18 protein-coding genes are annotated in these 16,839 nt (G+C 70.5%); all 18 read left to right on the top strand.

From position 1 onward, the window contains the following. Positions 1 to 153 precede the first annotated feature (153 nt). Positions 154 to 804 carry a prepilin peptidase gene (locus tag MZC64_RS38215; RefSeq protein WP_247764561.1) on the top strand — a complete coding sequence of 217 codons (651 nt, stop codon included), beginning with the start codon at positions 154 to 156 and terminating at the stop codon, positions 802 to 804. 40 nt (positions 805 to 844) lie between these two features. Continuing rightward, positions 845 to 1,393, top strand: coding sequence for a hypothetical protein (locus MZC64_RS38210; RefSeq protein WP_247764560.1), 549 nt, complete (start codon positions 845 to 847; stop codon positions 1,391 to 1,393). Continuing rightward, positions 1,390 to 2,346, top strand: coding sequence for a hypothetical protein (locus MZC64_RS38205; protein WP_247764559.1), 957 nt, complete (start codon positions 1,390 to 1,392; stop codon positions 2,344 to 2,346). The genes MZC64_RS38210 and MZC64_RS38205 overlap by 4 nt, the downstream gene beginning before the upstream one ends. 5 nt (positions 2,347 to 2,351) lie before the next feature. Further along, the gene (locus MZC64_RS38200; protein ID WP_247764558.1) at positions 2,352 to 3,032 is read left to right on the top strand and encodes an SAF domain-containing protein; all 681 of its coding nucleotides are present in this window, start codon (positions 2,352 to 2,354) and stop codon (positions 3,030 to 3,032) included. Between the two features lie 16 nt (positions 3,033 to 3,048). Next, entirely contained in the window at positions 3,049 to 3,861 is an 813-nt protein-coding gene (locus MZC64_RS38195) for a hypothetical protein (RefSeq protein WP_374205847.1), read from the top strand. After that, the gene (locus MZC64_RS38190; RefSeq protein WP_247764556.1) at positions 3,858 to 5,333 is read left to right on the top strand and encodes a CpaF family protein; all 1,476 of its coding nucleotides are present in this window, start codon (positions 3,858 to 3,860) and stop codon (positions 5,331 to 5,333) included. The genes MZC64_RS38195 and MZC64_RS38190 overlap by 4 nt, the downstream gene beginning before the upstream one ends. Continuing rightward, entirely contained in the window at positions 5,330 to 6,208 is an 879-nt protein-coding gene (locus tag MZC64_RS38185; RefSeq protein ID WP_247764555.1) for a type II secretion system F family protein, read from the top strand. Before MZC64_RS38190 ends, MZC64_RS38185 begins: the two co-directional genes overlap by 4 nt. After that, a complete protein-coding gene (locus MZC64_RS38180; RefSeq protein WP_247764554.1) occupies positions 6,205 to 7,110 on the top strand; it encodes a pilus assembly protein TadB in 906 nt (301 codons plus the stop codon). Before MZC64_RS38185 ends, MZC64_RS38180 begins: the two co-directional genes overlap by 4 nt. Before the next feature lie 6 nt (positions 7,111 to 7,116). Further along, positions 7,117 to 7,374, top strand: a complete 258-nt coding sequence (locus MZC64_RS38175; RefSeq protein ID WP_247764553.1) for a hypothetical protein — start codon at positions 7,117 to 7,119, stop codon at positions 7,372 to 7,374. Between the two features lie 12 nt (positions 7,375 to 7,386). Then, positions 7,387 to 7,830 carry a TadE/TadG family type IV pilus assembly protein gene (locus MZC64_RS38170; RefSeq protein ID WP_247764552.1) on the top strand — a complete coding sequence of 148 codons (444 nt, stop codon included), beginning with the start codon at positions 7,387 to 7,389 and terminating at the stop codon, positions 7,828 to 7,830. Then, positions 7,827 to 8,273 carry a TadE/TadG family type IV pilus assembly protein gene (locus MZC64_RS38165; RefSeq protein ID WP_247764551.1) on the top strand — a complete coding sequence of 149 codons (447 nt, stop codon included), beginning with the start codon at positions 7,827 to 7,829 and terminating at the stop codon, positions 8,271 to 8,273. The genes MZC64_RS38170 and MZC64_RS38165 overlap by 4 nt, the downstream gene beginning before the upstream one ends. Next, positions 8,270 to 8,698, top strand: a complete 429-nt coding sequence (locus MZC64_RS38160) for a hypothetical protein (protein WP_247764550.1) — start codon at positions 8,270 to 8,272, stop codon at positions 8,696 to 8,698. Before MZC64_RS38165 ends, MZC64_RS38160 begins: the two co-directional genes overlap by 4 nt. Beyond that, complete coding sequence (locus MZC64_RS38155) at positions 8,695 to 11,481, top strand: BTAD domain-containing putative transcriptional regulator (RefSeq protein ID WP_247764549.1); 2,787 nt, start codon at positions 8,695 to 8,697, stop codon at positions 11,479 to 11,481. Before MZC64_RS38160 ends, MZC64_RS38155 begins: the two co-directional genes overlap by 4 nt. A 788-nt stretch (positions 11,482 to 12,269) precedes the next feature. After that, positions 12,270 to 12,683 carry a hypothetical protein gene (locus MZC64_RS38150; RefSeq protein ID WP_247764548.1) on the top strand — a complete coding sequence of 138 codons (414 nt, stop codon included), beginning with the start codon at positions 12,270 to 12,272 and terminating at the stop codon, positions 12,681 to 12,683. Between the two features lie 112 nt (positions 12,684 to 12,795). After that, on the top strand, positions 12,796 to 13,077 hold the full coding sequence (locus MZC64_RS38145) for a hypothetical protein (protein ID WP_247764547.1): 282 nt from the start codon (positions 12,796 to 12,798) through the stop codon (positions 13,075 to 13,077). After that, complete coding sequence (locus MZC64_RS38140) at positions 13,077 to 13,439, top strand: hypothetical protein (protein ID WP_247764546.1); 363 nt, start codon at positions 13,077 to 13,079, stop codon at positions 13,437 to 13,439. Before MZC64_RS38145 ends, MZC64_RS38140 begins: the two co-directional genes overlap by 1 nt. Positions 13,440 to 13,483: 44 nt before the next feature. Continuing rightward, positions 13,484 to 14,749: a hypothetical protein gene (locus MZC64_RS38135; protein WP_247764545.1), complete on the top strand. Its 1,266-nt coding sequence runs from the start codon at positions 13,484 to 13,486 to the stop codon at positions 14,747 to 14,749. A gap of 189 nt (positions 14,750 to 14,938) precedes the next feature. Then, entirely contained in the window at positions 14,939 to 16,804 is a 1,866-nt protein-coding gene (locus MZC64_RS38130) for a hypothetical protein (protein ID WP_247764544.1), read from the top strand. Positions 16,805 to 16,839 lie beyond the last annotated feature (35 nt).

Genomic DNA, 16,839 nt, shown 5'->3' with positions numbered 1-16,839 from the left:
TAGGGGGTGATCCGATAGACAGGGATGCGAAGCGGAAGCAAAAACTGATCTTGAAAGTTGCGACACCAGGAGGCGAGTGCGGAATGAACACCGTTGCATCAGAGTCACACGCGACCGGAAAACATGCCGAGAAACCGCAGCCGGACTGGCCGCATGGAGGAGAAGACCATGTCGGTGGTCATCGCCTATCAGCTCGCCGGAGCGGGCACGGGGCTCCTGTGGGCCGCCTGTCAGGTCCGAATGGACCGAGCGCGGGATCGGCGCGAACTGTGGCTTCGGGGTGCCTGGCTGTCCGTGGTGGGGTTGGCGCTGACCACCTGGTTGGGCTGGCGCTCACCCGACGACCCGGCCACAGCGGCCTGGTGCTGGCTGGCGGTGTTCGGCCTGGTCCTGGCGGCCATCGACATGGAGCACCGGCGACTGCCGCACCCGCTGACCGCCTTGCTGGGGCTCGGCGGGGTGGCGCTGCTCGCCTTGGCCTCGGCGCGACTCGGCGCATTCGGCGGGCTGTGGCGCGCCCTGGCCGCCGCGGCCGTGGTCGGGCTGGTGACCGTCGCCGTGCACGTGCTCTGGCCTGCGGGGTTTGGCGGGGGCGACGCGGTGTTGCTGCCCGTCCTGGCCCTCTTCCTGGGGTTCCTGGGCTGGGAGCACGTTGTCCGCGGGCTGACGCTGTCCTTCCTGCTGACCGGGGCGGTCGCGGTCGGCCTACTGGCCACCGGGCGCGCCCGGTGGGGACACAGCGCCGGGTTTCCCGCCGGGCCACCGCTGCTTGCCGGTGCGCTGCTCGTGGTGATCACCCACTGACCGTGGCGCGAATGCCGCGGCAATCGGAACGGAGTCGGCCATGACCACGCACAACCGGGTCTACAAGGCAGCCGCCTGCGTGCTGGTGCCCGGCCTGGTACTGGTCTCCGCCTGCACTCCGAAGAACTCCGCCGTACCGCAGCCGAAACCGTCACAGACCTCCTCGGCCTCGCCACCGAGCACTTCGACCGATCCGTCCTCCTCGATCAGGTCGGCCTACCAGGAGTTCTGGCAGGTGGCAGCCGCGATCGACAAGCAGCCCGAGTCGGAGTGGCAAACCCGCATGAGCGCGGTGGCGGCAGACCCGCAGTTGCGCAGGACGGTGCAAGGGCTGGGTCTGCTGCGGGAGCAGTCGGTGGTCCTGTACGGCAGCACCACCGCGCGCATCACCAACGTCGAACTCGCCGGAGATCGCGCGACGGTGCAGGACTGCCAGGACGGCAGCAAAGCCGGTCAGGCCGACGCGAAGACCGGCAAGCCGAAAACCGTTGGCGTGGCGAGGAACCCGGTCACAGCCACGATGCAGCGCGGCACCGACGGGCGGTGGCGGGTTTCTGACGTGGTCTTCGGGGGAGGTGCGTGCCGGTGACACGCGCCGCCGCCAGTGCCGTGGCCCTCGCCGCGATACTCACCTTCGCCGTGAGCGCGCCGATGCGTGCTGAGGCGAGCTGGGATGGCCAGATCGTGGTGGTTCCCGGTGACCTCTTCGGCCACATCAGGGCCCCGTCGGTCGACCTCGGCGCCACCGCACCCGGCCAACCGGGCCGCCCCGGTCGCGGCGCGAGTGCCTCCACCGGTCGCGGCGGTGCGGCACCGGCCTGCACCTACTCCCCTGCCGCGCACAGCCCGTCGGAGATGTTCGACAAGTACCGCGAATGGCACACGGGCTCGCTGGGCGGGGACGGCAAGGCCGCCTACACCCGCACCTGCAACGGCGCGACCACCGGTTGGGTCACCGGTCCTGCCCCAGGCCCGGGAGCCGGGCCGGTGCCGGTCCTGCCCAGCCCGGCCGAGCTGGCCCAGCGGGCGTTCGAGCAGCTGGTATTGCCGTTGCCAGCGCCGCGGGTGTCCCCGGACGTGCAGCTGGCCGACGGGCGCCGGGCCACCGTGGTCGGCGAGCACACCTGGCTGTGGACCGCGCCGACAGTGTGGCGGCCGCAGGTGGAGCGGGTACAGGCCGGCCCGGTCTGGGCCCAGGTCACCGCGATCCCGGCGAAGCTGACCTTCGACTCCGGCATGGGCCAGGGCCGCACCTGCACAGGCCCCGGCACTCCATACACCCGCGCGGCCGGGCTGCACGCGCCGTCGCCGGACTGCGACTTCGTCTACCTGCGGTCCTCCCACGGCCGACCCGGCGAGCAGGTCCGCGCGGTGTTCGCCATCACCTGGTCGGTGAGCTGGACCGGCTCCACCGGCACCGCTCCAGCCAGCGGCCGCCTGCCCGATCTGATCTCCCGCGCCGAGCTGACCCTGGCCGTTGTGGAAGCCCAAGCCCTCCGGCGCGACCAAGCGGCGAATTCCGCGTTATCAGGAAAGGGGTGAACACCATGAGACCCCCACTGCCCAGTGCGCCCGCTGCCGCCCGGAACAGCGCAGCACCCCAGGCAGCACGATCGGACCATCCGGCGCGGTTGCCGCGTCGGCGGCGCTGGTGGTTGCTGCTCACCGCGCTGGGGCTGGCCGCCGGAGCTGGCTACGGCAACTACCTGTTCATCTCCGCCCACGACGCCCGGGTCACGGTGCTGGTGCTGGCACGCCAGGTGGACTGGGGACAGCGGATCACCGAGACCGATCTGGTCACGGCCCGCATCGTCGAGGATCCCGCCGCGCACATGATCCGCGATGAGGACCGCGCCGCCGTGCTCGGCAAGACCGCGGCCACCGGGTTGCCCCAGGGCAGCGTGCTCGCCCCGGAGCACCTGACCGCAGACTTGATTCCTGCTGCGGGACAACACGTTGTCGGCCTGGCGGTCAAACCCGGCCAGCTGCCCGCCCGCGGTCTGCGCCCCGGCGAGCGGGTCCAGGTGACCCCGATCGCCTCCAACCAGACCACCGCGGAGGGTGCGATTCGGGGAACGGGGTTCACCGCCCGGGTGCTCCTACTCGGCAAGCCCGATACCCAGGGCGCGATCACCGTCGACGTCGTGATCACCGCCGACCAGCTCACCACCGCGACCGCGGCGGCGGCCGGTCCGGTGATCCTGACCCTGCTCGGCCCCGGGAACTAGGCAGGTGTGGCACGTGATGGCCGTGATCGCGATCGTCTCCGGCAAGTCCGCGCCCGGCGCGAGCACCACCGCGGCCGCCCTCGCCTACGCCTGGCCGGTACCGCTGGTACTCGCCGACTGCGACCCCCACGGCGGTGACCTGGCCACCGGCTGGTTGTCACCGTGGTGGCTGTCGGGACGGCTGCACACCGAGTTGGGTGTGTTGTCCTTCGCCACCGCCACCCGGCACACCACCACCATCACCGCCGACCTGCTCACCGCCCACCTCCAGACCGTGCCACCCGCCCCACGCGCCAGGCTGCTGGCCGGGCTCGCCGACCCAGCCCAGGCCGCCGCGCTCGGCGACGGCGGCTGGCAGCGGCTGGCCGAGGCGTTCACCGCGGTCTCCACGAATCCGGGCGGGGCGGTGGACGTGCTGGCCGACTGCGGGCGGATCACCGACACCACGGTGCCCTGGCCGGTGCTGAAGGCCGCCGACTTGGTCCTGCTCGCCGTGCGCCCCGTGCCCCGGCACCTGCACTCCGCCCAACCCGCCCTGACCGCGCTACGCGAACGCATCCCGGCCGACCGGCTTGGCCTGGCGGTCTGTGGCACCAGCCAGCGCGGTGTGCGCGAGGTCCAGCGCCTGCTCGGCGTTCCGGCGCGCCTGAGCATGCCCGAGGACGCCATCACGGCTCGGGTCTTCAGCGACGGCGCCGACCGGCGGCGCATCGAGCGCACCGTGTTCGCCCGGGTGGCGCAGCGCACCGCGCTGCGCCTGCACACCGCCGGACTTCTCGCCCACCCCGCACCCGCGGCACTGACCACCATGAAAGGGGCCTCCCGATGACCGCGGACCAACCCGGAGCGGCCCGGCCGCCCCGGCGCGGCGGACTCCACGCCGTCCCCACCGACCCCCACACCCCGCCAGCTGACTCGCCGAGGACGAGACCAGACCCCGAGCTGGTGCGCCAACTCCGCCTCGCCGTCGCCGAGCGGCGAGCCGAAGCCGACCACGACAACACCGGTGACCAAGATCCGGCTGCGGAGCATGCCCGTGTGCTGGCGCTGGTGCAGGAGGAGATCACCGCCTGGGTCGTGCGCAATGCCCAAGCCGGGCAGCCGCCGGTGACGATGGCCTTCGAGCGCGAACTCGCCCAGGCGGTGGTGGCCTCGATGGCCGGGCTCGGCTCGCTCTTGCCGCTGCTGGAACAGGACGATGTCGAGAACATCCACATCCACGGCTACGACCAGGTGTGGCTGGATCTGGCCGACGGCACGCTCCAGCGGTGGGAGTATGCGGTGGCTGACTCCGACGCCACCCTCATCGCCATGGTGACCGATCTGGCCGCCCGCATGGGTCGCAGTGCCCGCGAGTTCAGCTCCGCCACCCCGATGACCAGTTTCCGTCTGCCCGTCGGTGGTGTGCTGGGCGCTCGGTTGTCCGCGGTGATGGGGGTGTCGGGTCGGCCGCGGATCTCCATCCGCCGCCACCGCCTGCACGAGGCCGGCCTGGACGACCTGATCCGCGCCGGGACGGTCGACACCATCCTGGTGGCGTTCTTGCGCGCAGCCGTATTGGCGGGCAAGAACATCCTGGTCACCGGCGGCCCCTACACCGGCAAGACCACCTTCCTGCGCGCCCTGGCCCGCGAGATCCCCGCCCACGAACACCTCGCCACCGTCGAAGATGACGCGGAACTGGGCCTGGACCTGCTGGGCACCCACACGCTGGTGACACCCCTAGAGACCCGGCAGGCCAACGCCGAAGGCGTCGGCACGATCAACCTGGACGACCTGCTCAAACAAGTCCTGCGCCACTCACCGCACCGGGTCCTGGTCGGGGAAGTCCGGGCCGGAGAGGTCACCTCCCTGCTGCGGGCGCTGGGCAACGGCGCCGTCGGCGGCGGCATGGCCACCCTGCACGCCGCCTCCGCCGCCGCGGTCCCCGACCGCATCGCCGCCCTCGGCCAACTCGCGGTACCGCCGTTGCCGGTGGAGGCCGCCTACCGCTGGACCGCCTCGGCGGTGCACCTGATCGTGCAGCTGGCCAAAACTGACCACCACGACACGCGCACCGGCCGGTCCTGCCGCCAGCGCTATGTCACCGAGATCGCCGAAATCGGCCCGATCGGCGACACCGGCCGCCCCGACCTCACCCGCATCTTCAGCCCCCGCCCAGTCGACAGCCGGGCGATCCCGGACTTCCCGCCCAGCCCGACCTTGCTGGCCGAGCTGATCCGGCACGGCTTCGACCCCGGCCTGCTCCACCAGGTCGACGGAGACTGGCAACCCGCCCCACTCCGCCGGGACCTGCCATGACCGCCCTGTCGGTAGTGCTGGGCGTGGCCTTGGCGGCCGCGCTCGGACTCACTGTCGCCGGGCTCCGGACCTCACCGATGCGGGACCGTTCCGGTCCCCGTCGGAGCGCCGCGGCGCTCCGACTGCGGCGGTGGAGCTGGCTGCAGCCGCTGATGCTGGGCCTGGTGGTCGGCGGGGTGGTGGGGTGGGCCAGCGGGTGGCCGGTCGCCGCCGTGGCCGCCGGACTCGGCGCCGTGCTGGTGCCGCGCGCGGTAGCGCAACCGGGCAACCGCAGCATGATCACCACCCTGGAGGCGGTGGCCGAATGGACCCGCCGGTTGGCTGACCTGCTCGGCACCGGCGCCGGCGGCCTGGAAGCCGCCATCACCGCCAGCGCCCACACCGCCCCTGCCGCGATCGCCGAACAGGTCCAGGCCCTGGCCGCCAGTACCCGCGTCGGTGGGCTGGACCCGGCGTTGTGGGAGTTCGCCCGCCAACTCGACCACGCCGCCGCTCACCGCGTGGTGGCCTGCCTGATCCTGCGCCACCGCAGTGGCGGCCGCGGCCTGATCCCGATCCTCAACGAACTGGCCAGCTCCCTGCGCCAGGACGTGGCCGGACGCCGCCAAGTCGAGGCAGACCGCGCCAAGATCCGCACCAGCGTCCGCGCCCTGCTGGCCATCATCACCGCCATGACCATCGGTCTGCTGGCCGCCACCGAGGACTACCTGGCCCCCTTCGACACCCTCACCGGACAGCTGTGGCTGGCCCTGGTCTTCGGCCTGATCGCCCTGGCCTGCACCTGGCTGGCCGCGCTGACCCGCCCCCGACCGGAACCAGGATTCCTGCTGCACCCCCAGCCGTCCAGTAGTACCGCGCGGGGGTGGTGGTCATGAACTCCACGGCGATGGTCGTGGCGCTGGGCGCCTGCGCCGGGCTGGCCCTGTCGTTGCTGATCGCCGCGGTGGCACCAGCACCGCGGCTGGACCTGGTTGCGGCCATGACCCAGGTGCAGAACCGCCACAGCCCAGCCGATGCGGCCGGGATGCCTCGTGGTCGGCGGCGGTGGCGGCCCGTGCAGGTGCTGGCGGGGCTGGCCGAGCGCGCGGCCGGCTCGAACAGCCGGTGGTGGGGCGCGCCGGTGGTCGAGCTGGAATTGTTGCAGCGCACCGTTATCGGCTACGTGGCCGCACGCCTGGCATGGGGCCTTTTCGTCTGCGCCACCATCATCCTGATCGGCAGCGCGCTCGGCGCGGACGTGCTCGCCGTCCTGGTACTAGCCGTGGTCGGTGCCGTTGCCGGGTCGCTGATCCCTGCGACCCGGGTTCGCCGGGCCGCCGCCGCGACGCGGCTGGAGTTCGCGCGCACCCTGGCCTCCTACCTCGAACTCGTCGCGCAGGAACGCGCCGCCGGCGCCGCGCCCACCACCGCTCTGACCGAGGCCGCCACACTCGGCAACGGCCTGGTGTTCAGCCGCATCCGGGAAATCCTCACCCTCACCCGCACCCGGCACACCGGCACGCCGGCCTGGGACGCCCTTTCCGAGTGGGGGCAACGGTTCCAGGTACCCGCAATGGTCGAGCTGGCCGACATCACGGCCACCGCCGCGGACGGCGCGGCCATCTACACCACCCTGACCGCCAAGGCCGCCGCACTACGCCAAGCCGCCCTGGCCACCGACCGCGAAGAAGCCAACCGGCGCTCGGAAACCCTCGTCGGCCCCCTGGCGTGCCTGCTGATCGCCTTCATGATCCTCATCAGCTACCCGCTGTTCGCCCGCCTGCTCGAAAGGATGTAACCAGCCATGCCCCGCACACCCCGATCCCCCACCGGAGAACCGAATCTCCGCGCCCGGCTCCTCCTGCTGCTTCTGCTCGCCACCGTGGTGCCCGACCAGATCGGCACCACCCTGTCCCGGCGGCGCCGGGCCCGCCGGGGCGGTGACGACGGGGTCGAGACCGTGGAGATCGCCATCGGCATCGCCCTGGGCGTCGGCGTCGCACTCCTGCTCTGGGCCGCCTACAAGGTCGTCGTTCAGAAGTACCTCGACCAACTGCCCTGACCGGTGAACACCATGACCACCACCATCCACACAGGACAAACCCTGGCGCGGCGAACGCGGTGGGATGATCGGGGCGCGGCGACCGTGCAACTGGCCGTGCTGCTGCCGATGTTGTTCCTGCTCTTCGCCCTGGCCACTCAGCTCGGGATCCTCTGGTACGCCCGGAGCGTGTGCCAGGCCGCGGCTCAAGCCGGTCTTCAGAGCGCCCGCACCGTCACCGGCACCCCCGCCGAGGGGCAGCAGGCTGCCCACTCCTTCCTGGATCGCGCCGGCACTGGCCTGCTCAGCAACACCGCGGTCAACGCCACCGCCACCACGAGCACGGTGAGTGTGGAGGTCTCGGCCACCGTGCCGCGCCTGCTTCCCTTGCCTGGACTGGAGTTACGTGTCATACGAAGCGTCACCGGCGCCAAGGAACGCTTCACCACCCCCAGCGACACCGGGAGCCCCCGATGACCCGCCGCCCCCGTCCCCGCCTATGTGATGAAGCCGGGTCGGTCAGCGTGGAGTTCGCCGCCGCCGCAGGCCCCGTACTGCTGGTGACGATCGCGGTCATGATCGCCGCCGGGCGGATCATGTTGGCCGACAACGTGGTCACCGACGCCGCCATCGCCGCGGCCCGCACCGCGTCCCTGGCCCGCACCGCCATCCAGGCCCACCAGACGGCATCCGCGACAGCGCGCCGGGTGCTCACAGAACAGCAGTTGCATTGCCGCAGCATCACCGTCAGCGTGGATACCTCCAGCTTCACCATCCCGCCCGGCCAACCGGCCACGGTGTCCGTGACGGTGACCTGCGTGGCCGAGCTGACCGACCTCGCGCTGCCGGGACTGCCGGGTAACCGGGTCCTCCACAGTTCCTTCACCAGCCCCCTGGACCAGTTCCGGGGCCGAACATGACGCCCCCGGCCCGGCGGCTCGGCGACGCGGGGGCGGTCAGCGCGATGACCGCGATCCTGCTCGCCGCCCTCCTGCTCGTCTTCGCCCTCCTCGTCGACGGCACGGCACGGTTGCGGGCGCTGTCCCGGGCGGATGCGATCGCCGCGGAAGCCGCGCGGGCGGCGCTGACCGCGGTCGACACCCGCAGTACGCCCATCCAGCTGGACACCACCACCGCGCACACCACCGCCCACAGCTACCTGAACCGCTCCGGCTGTCCTGGGTCGGTCGAGATCACCTCCAACCGGACGGTCCGCGTTGAGGTGCGCTGCACTGCACCGGCCCGCATCGGCCTGTTCGGCACCCACCACACCGTGACCGGCACCGCCACCGCCCAACTCGATATCGGCACCACTCCACCGCCCGGCCACGGTGCTCGGCCGTGAACAGCACCCGCCCACCGCGCCGTCCGGGCGATCTCGCCCGGGGTATGGCCGCCGTCCTGCTGGTGGCCACGATGGTCGTAGGGCTCCCGGTCGGGCTGCTGGAGATCGGTGCCGACCCGCGCCACCTCATCCCGGACCCGTGGCCCCGCTGGGCCGAGATCGACATCTGGCTGGAACGAACCTGGCACGCCGCCCGCTTCGCCCTGGGCGCCGGCACCCTGATCCCGGGCCTGCTGCTGGCCGTGCTCTGGGTGACCTGGCTGGCCATGCTCGGCCTGGTCCTGGCCGAGACCATCCACCAACTGCGCCGCGGCATCCACGTGGTGCGTTCGGGAGTCGGTCCGCGGCGGTGGATCGCCGGGCTGGTCGCCGCGATCCTGATTGCTCTGCTGCCCCAGTCCGCGCTCGCTCTGCCCGCCACCGGATCGACCCCGGTGGCCACCGCCCTCCACGATCCTGAACATCCCGACAGAGGGACCGTCCGCAGCAGCAAGGTGTCCACTGTGGACGGAGGTCTGGCGCGGCGCCGAATGGTGGACCCGGCGGTGCGGCCGGAATGTCCCCGGGTCACTGTGCGGCCCGGCGACACCATGACCAGCCTGGCCCACACCCACCTCGGCGATCCCCGCCGCTACAACGAGATCCACCGCCTCAACGCCGACCGCATCCCCAACCCCGACGCGCTCTACCCCGGCGACGTACTCCTGCTTCCACCACCAGCCCCGAACACGCCACCAGCCGGGACCCGGACCGTGACGGTCACCGCCGGGGAGACCGCTTCCACGATCGCACAACGGGAATACGGACACCACGGCGGCTGGTGGCAGCTGTGGGAGGACAACCATGACCGCCCCCAACCCGACGGCCGCGCCTGGACCAACCCGGACCAGCTCCGCCCCGGCTGGCAACTCCGGATCCGCACACCGGCACCCTCGGCCCCGCCGAGCACTCCACCGCCGGCGACACCCGGAACACCCGCGACCTCCACCCCAGCCCAACCCTCCACCACCCCAACGACCCCAGCCACAGCGTCCACGCCCGGCACGAACATCAGCTCGTCCCAGGACAACACCGCGGGCGAGGTGGTGCGGTTGCCTTCCGGGGCGATCATCGGGATCGGACTGGCCATCTCCGTGGCGATCACGGCCACGACGCTGCGCCTGCGTCGCCGACACCGCCGCCGACTCACCACCACCCTGGAACCGCCGACTCCCGCCCCGCCGTTGCCGCCGACCGTCAGCCACCTCGAGCGCGCCGCCCACCAACACGGCCCGCTGCCACCCCGGCGCCGCGACTGGCCCCCACCACCAGCGGTACTCACCGCCCACACCGCCACCAGCCAGCGCCTCACCCTCGACCTGGCCGCCTCCGCTGGACTCGGCCTGACCGGTGCCGGAGCCGCCGCTGCGGCACGCGCCGCGGTGGCCGCGATCCTGGCTGCCGACACCTTGCATCCCGCCGAACTCCTCATCACCGACACCAACGCCTCCCGCGCCGTGCGCCTGCCCGACACCCCAACGCAGCCCCCAGGCGAGCTGGCCCAAGGCATCGCCGGCGGTGTGCGGTGCTTCGACGAGGTATCCGCGGCACTGGGCGTGCTGGAAGCCGAAGTTGCCCGCCGCACCCGGCTGCTGTCCGAAGCCGAACTCGACGCAGACCTCCCCGCTCAGGCCGCCGCTCAGGACCGCCGCCAAGCCGATCCGGGCGAAGCCCTGCCCACCGTGCTCGTCCTGGCCACCCCGGAGGCCGCGACAACCCCACGCCTGCGCACGGTGCTGGAAATGGGCCGCGGCCTCGGAATAGTCGGCATTGTGTTGGGGGAGTGGCCCTGTGGTCTGGAGGTCGCCGCCGACGGCCTGGTCACCACCACCAGCGGCGAGCACCCCACCGCCGTCCTGGGCGCCCGGCTGGAGACGCTGGCCGAGACCGAAGCCGCCGAGGTGCTCGGCGTGATCATCGCCGCCCGCGGCGGAACCGACACCACCACCACGGCTCTGCCTGTCTCACCCGCCGAGGTTTCCTCGTCCGACACCGCAGGTAGGCGAACCCGGCCCGCGCCGGTGTGGCTGCAGGTCTTCGGCCCGCCGAGGATCACCGTGGTGGGCAAGGAAATCATCACCGGGCTGCGCAGTCTCAGCCGGGACCTCCTGGCCTACCTGGCCACCCACCCCGCCGGTGCGACCGCGGAAACCCTGCACGAGGACATGTTGTCCGAGACCGGCTTTGAGACCGGTCGGGCGCAGATCCACACCGCGGTCAGCAACATTCGCTCCGTCCTGCGTCAGGCCACCGGACGCAGCAGCGCCCCGTTCCTCCGCTGTATCAACGGCCGCTACTCCCTGGACCCCGACCTGATCACGGTGGACGCTGCGGAGCTGACGGAGGCGATCACGCAGGCCCGTGCCGCCGCCACGGATCCCGATCGGATACGGGCTCTGCGACTGGTGGTCGAACTTGCCCGCGCCGGAGCCCCGTTGGTCGACGTGGGCTCTCTGTGGGCTGAGGAGATCCGCGAATCCCTGCGACAGCAGGCATTGCACGCGCTGGTCCGCATCGCCGAGCTGCTTCGGCCCACCGATGTCGAGGCCGCTGCGGACGCCTTGACGGTGGCCATCACCGTGGACCCCTACGCCGAACCGGTCTACCAACTCCTTATTCAGCTGTATCGGGATGCCGGTCGTCGGGAGGCGGCAGCCGGGATCTATCGGCGGCTGAGGGTCAGGCTTGCCGACATCGACGCCGATCCCACACGAGAAACGGAGGCACTGGTGAACTCGAAATAGTATTCGGTCCTGAGAAACTGGCATAATGAATCGGAGATGTCGGGCATCGCATGAAAAGGGGGTGGTACTGTCGATATAGATCGCGAATGTCGATCGTGGCGAAGTGGCGAAGAGCGAATGTGGACGGTCGAGTAGGTATGGAAATGGGGATGTCGCTGAGGGGGCCGTTAGGGGCACCGTTGGGGACGCCGGTAGGGCACCGTCTTAAGCATGACGGGCCACCGGTGCCCCGGCGGTGACCGAAACAGGGGCGGTGATGCAGCTCAGCGGCCTGCCTGTCAGCTCTGGTGACGTCCCAGACTCAAGGACGATAGATCCCGACCCGCACTCCCACCCGGTGGTGGCTCCAGATGGACTGCTCGCCTGGTGTGGGTGATTGCTCTGTTCTCGCTGGCCAAACAGGACCTCGTGACCCTCACCAGGTGACACTCGGTTGCCGCCGGGGCTGGACCGCGGTCACCGGCGAGGCTGGCCCGCGGGAGGACCGGAGCCCCGGAGCGCCTGGCGGGGCCGGAGCTGGCCGTCAGCCGCCCCGATGCCGCCGAACTCACCCAGGGTGCCCCCGCGGGGCGGCCGGCGAGTTCGGCATGAACGGCGCAAAATGGGAGAGAACTCACCTGTTTCGCAATTGTGCATAGAATTCGGGAAAAGAGTCTTGAAAAACCCGGCGGACACCTATTGAGATCATCGCGTAGGCGAGCTATCTTTGAATTGTCGCCGGGGAATCCGGGAAGTCGCCGAAATTCCACACCTGGCGTGAGCCATGCCTTCGGGAGAGGACCTTGGTTATGGATTCCACTGTTGTGGGAACTGGTGTGCTGAACTGGAACTCTCTGGAACGGCACACTGACCGCTACGGCACCGTCCACCTGCACAGCACCGCCAACGCCCCCAGCCCGGTGTCCTTCGACCACGCCCCCATCGGTGCCCGCGGCCATCTGGTGGCAGTGATCCTGGAGGCCCCGCCGGCCCTGACCCACTGGGGCAGCACCCACCGCGGTGAACCGGAACCGGTGACCGTGGGCACCGAGGTCACCCTCGGCACCGGAACCCTGTTCGTCGAGTCATCCCCTGACGGTGACACCGAAATCGGCGTCCGCCCCGACGACGGACGCGAGGAGAACTGGCTCGACCCCACCGCGCTGATCCGCTGCTGGGAACACACCGTGCGGCTGGAACTGCGCCCCGACAACCACCCCTGACCCTGGCCCACCGCGGTGCCCGACCACCTGCGCCGTGGCTGCGGCTACCTACCGGGCCACCACCGCCAGCCCACCCAGCCCCACACCAGCACCGCCTTGGGAGGTGTTCACCGTGAACGACAACCACATCGCGACCGTGGGCGAGCTGATCGCCGCACTCGCCACCCAGGACCCCGCCAGCCCAGTCCGGATCGCCACCTGTATTCGCCTTCCCGTCGGTCCCCAGAGTCCGGTGCACCATCAGGTCACCGTGGGAACAGTCGTCTCTGCCCCGGACGAGGATGCCGAAGCCGCCGACCTGCCTGTGGTGTGGCTCGGCGGCGGCAAGGAGGTCGGCTGGCCGTTCCACCGGGACCTGCCGCCAGCCGTGGCGACGGCGCTGAGGTGGTCGTGATGACCACGACCATCCCGCCGGATGCCACCGGCGACATCTACCGCCAGCTGCGTGGCGATGAGATCCGGGTGGCCGAGGACTTCGTCGAGCTGATCGACTACCTCTCCCGCATCGAGGCGGGCATCAGCCGCGGAGACTGGTTCTACACCCGCAGCAAGCTGCCCGACCTGATCCGCGCAGCCGACAACCTCCGTGAGGTGCTGTCCACATCCGACGGGACGGAGTTCGAGGCGCCCGACGCGCGGCCGCCTTTCGTGATGGTGGCAATCAGGCAGTGGGCCCAGCGGTACCGACTCGGCCGCGCCATCTGGCACCCGACCCGAAGGCCACTCCGCCACGTTCCCGAACCAGATCAAGGCTGACCCCGACCGCAACCACACCAGACCCCGTGTGCAGGAGGCCCGTGATGAACCCCAACCGCACCCGCCGCCGGACTGTGCGTCCCTGCGACGGACTCGCCCTGTTCGCCGCCACGCCACCCGAGCCGGGCGGCGTTCGGGCACGCCGCGGTGACCTCGCGCTGATCGTGACCGCCTACCGCGATCCGGTCACCACCACGGTCACCCGCACCGAGGTCGAACTGGCCGAGATCGCCGGGGTCACCCGTGACGGGCGGATCACGACGGTCCGGCCGGCCCTCTCCGGTGTGCGTACCGGATTGGCCGACTGGCCTGGGCGGGCCGAGGTTTTCCTGCTGCCGCACAAGAGGATCAACGTCTCGGCAGCCCTGATTGCCGCGCGTGCCCGCACCCGCAACGGGCAGCCGGTGCCCTATCCCGACCTCGACACCGCGTGCACGGAGTTGCGACCGCACCTGATTCCCGACCCGGACAGCGGCCAAGCCCACCCCCGGCCCGCTACCACGGCAAGTCAGGCCACCGAGGCCGTCGGCGAAGCGGACCCGGACCGTCCACTGCCCTCCGGCGGGCACGGCCGGCACAACGTGGTCTGCCCCTCGGACACCGTCGAGCGTTCCCTCCGCGAGGCGGCGACCCTGATCCTGGCCGAACTGATCACGATCAGCGACAGCGAGCCTGCGGCGGTGTTGCCCGCCCGAATTCGCTTCGCCGCCAAGGTCAACACCAGCCCGAACGTGATCTGCATCCAGGTGTTCGGGCTGAGCGACGCCGAGCTCGCCTACCCCTACCAACGTCCCGAGGACGCGCCAAGCCCGATCGACATCACCACAATCGTCTATGCGGTGGCAGATGCCGGCAACCCGTGCAACCCCGCCTCCGGGAAGGAACGGTTCGACGTGCAGGTGTTCTTCCCGAACGAAGGTGATCAACACCGGCTGGCCGGGTTCATCGGCACCGTGACCACCGACAGCCAACCCGCACCCCCACCACGACCAGACCCCACGGAGAGCCCGCTCACCCCACGGCCCGGCCACTACACCAGAGCAGGGGGCGAAGCCATGGCCCGTATCGACACCGTCGGCGATCTCCTCGCCGCGCTGACCCGTTACGACCCGGCCACCCCGGTGCGCTACGCCGCCCAACCCGACTGGCCGATGGCCTACACCGTCAGCCAGGTGGTGTGCACGCCGGAGGATGCCGTGGATGCGGACGAGCTGGCCGACGGTGAGGCGCCGGTGGTGTGGCTGGCCGAAGGCCGCCACCTCGGCTATGCGCCCCGCACCGCGTGCACTGCACTGGGATGGGCACCGTGACTACACCCGATTAGACCCGCGCTGCCACTGGAGTAGCGCATCCACGCGGCCGCTGGAACCCGGCGGTCAGTGGGGCGTGAGGCCAGAGAGCTAGTCCCGGATCTCGGTCAGGACGGGGTGCGGCCGCGGCGCTCTGGAGGGTGAAAGCCCCTATGGTTGCGGTGTCTGTTGGAGCAGCGAGGGGGCCGGGTGGACAGAGACGACAATTCCCAGGCGCTGTGGTCGATCCAGAACACGGTTGACGGAGTCGTGACTGGGCCGGTGGTGCAGGCCGGAAGCATTCACGGCGGAGTGCGGATCGTGCTGAACCCCGCCGAGGACTACGTGCTGGAGTTCCGTATGGACTCGGCCGGGCCGTCGCGGAGGTTGGCCAGAGACAGTCCGAGCTACCTCCTCGACGCGCGATCGGCGGTGGTGCCCTACCGTGTGCGTTCGCGCGAGCAGGAACGGCTGCGCACCTGGCGGGACGGCTCCGGTGAGCTGTCTGTCTTGCTGGTCTACGGCGCTGGCGGGCAGGGCAAGACGCGTCTGTCGGCCCACTTCGCGAACGAGTCCTTCGAGCGGGGATGGGCCGTCGCAGACGCGTCCCGAGGAAACCGGCGAAGCGGCGGCTCCCCGGCTCACCGGGTGAGCGATGGCCGGCCTGTTCTCGTGGTGGTCGACTACGCCGATCGATGGGGGGATGCCCGGCTCACGGAGATGGTTGAGCAGCTCGCCGACGAGCGCCGGGGTGCCACCATGCGCGTGCTGCTGTTGGCGCGCTCGGCTGATCAGTGGTGGCATACCGCTGCCAGCAGGTTGGATCCGCTGGCGCCGGTGGAGACCCCGCTGCAGTTGGGCGGCTTTGCCGCCACCGACCTACACGCCGCCTACGCCGAGGCGGTCGAGGCATTTCAGCGGGAACTCGGACTCTCCCGTCTGGCCGTGTCGATGCCCGAGGACATCGAGGACAGCACAGGCTCGCCACTGGAGCTGCACATGGCAGCCTTGGCCGCCACCTGTGCGAGTCGAGAACACCTCCCACGTCCCACACAGCGTGACCTGTCCCAGTTCCTTCTCCATCGGGAACGTCGTTACTGGGCAGACCAGGCACCCCTGATCGAGCAGGTGGCGCTGATCGCGACCATGTTCGGCCCGTTCGAGACCGCCGCCGCGGCACGATCGATGCTGCGCGCGGCACGGGTGGCCGGGGACGAGGCCGAGGCGGACCGAGCCGTGCGCGCCTACCAGCGTCTCTATCCACCGGCGCCGCGGGAGGTGCTGCCACCGATCCGCCCGGACCGACTCGGGGAAGACTTCACCGCGAGCATGATGACCCTGCCGTTGAACGCGGAACTCATCGTCGAACTGGTCGAGGAACTCGATCAGGACCGCGATGCCAACTGGCCGTCCTTGGCGCGGTGCATGGCCGTCCTGGGAGCTGCCGGTCACCGCAACGAGCAGGTGGAGGCGGTCGCGGTCGAGGTCTGCACCCGGGTCCCCTCCAGCATTCTCTACGGCCTGGGCGATGCCTGGTCGCTGCACTCCCACCATGAGAACCTCGCGCTGGTTGAGCACACTTTCGCCACGGTCCTGGGGGCGGCCACAGAAGTGTCGGACATCGACCGAGCTGCCACCTACACCGAGTTCCTCACCACCTATGCCGACCAGCTACCAGAAGGTGATGTGCTGGACCTGGTGAGGAGGACGTTGGTCTGGGAGCTTGTCCGGATATCTCGGCGTCTGTCCGATCAGGACGCCGACACCTATCTGCCGCTGCTGGCCAGCATGCTGAACCTGCTGTCACAGCTCAAGTCACAGGACAACAGGCTCAACAGCGCCGAGCGTGCGGCCATCAAGCAACCGCCGGGACTGGAGCCTGCGCATGAGGCAGTGCGCGTGTACCGCAGACTCGCCAGGACTGACCCAGGCACCTACCTCTGGAAGTTGATCGACGCACTGGGCTGGCTCGCGGATCTCCTTGCCCAGGCGGAGCAGCATGACGAAGAGATCAGCCTGCGTCTTGAACAACTTGACCTCGCCCGCCCCCTCCGCCCCAGCGGTCCTACTCCGTAACCCTGTGCAACACCACGGCGTGCCGGACCTGGGCG

This window comes from Crossiella sp. S99.2, assembly GCF_023094165.1.
In the GTDB taxonomy this organism is placed as follows: domain Bacteria; phylum Actinomycetota; class Actinomycetes; order Mycobacteriales; family Pseudonocardiaceae; genus Crossiella.
The sequence above is the reverse complement of the archived record's forward strand: the minus strand, read 5'-3'. Positions and strand labels throughout refer to the sequence as shown.